Here is a 346-nt window from a genome sequence, read left to right as displayed (position 1 = left end):
GCCGGGTTCTGTCATCGAGTCGGTTGCCCTTCTCGACGGACGGTCATCTATCTGGGACCGATGTTGCCACCGGCCTCAAGCAATCCACCCAACGACTCGGCGAGCAGCCTCGAACGTCGTCTGTCTGATCTTGCTCCGGATGGGGTTTACCCAGCGGCACCGGTCACCCGGCACCCTGGTGGTCTCTTACACCACCGTTTCACCCTTACCCAGTCGGAACTGGGCGGTCTGCTTTCTGTTGCACTGGCCCGCGGGTTACCCCGGGTGGGTGTTACCCACCATCCTTGCTCTGTGGAGCCCGGACGTTCCTCAGCTCTCGTAAGAGAGCCGCGACCGTCTGGTGACC

Annotated in this window: 1 other RNA gene; it reads right to left on the bottom strand. The window is 62.4% G+C overall.

The window, feature by feature from the left end:
- Positions 1-338, bottom strand: an RNA gene (gene rnpB, locus DBV08_RS32110) — RNase P RNA component class A.
- Between the last annotated feature and the right edge of the window lie 8 nt (positions 339-346).

Origin of the sequence: Rhodococcus sp. KBW08 (genome assembly GCF_003852455.1) — a bacterium.
Taxonomy (GTDB): domain Bacteria; phylum Actinomycetota; class Actinomycetes; order Mycobacteriales; family Mycobacteriaceae; genus Rhodococcus_F; species Rhodococcus_F baikonurensis.
This window is presented reverse-complemented; position numbering and strand designations above follow the sequence as displayed.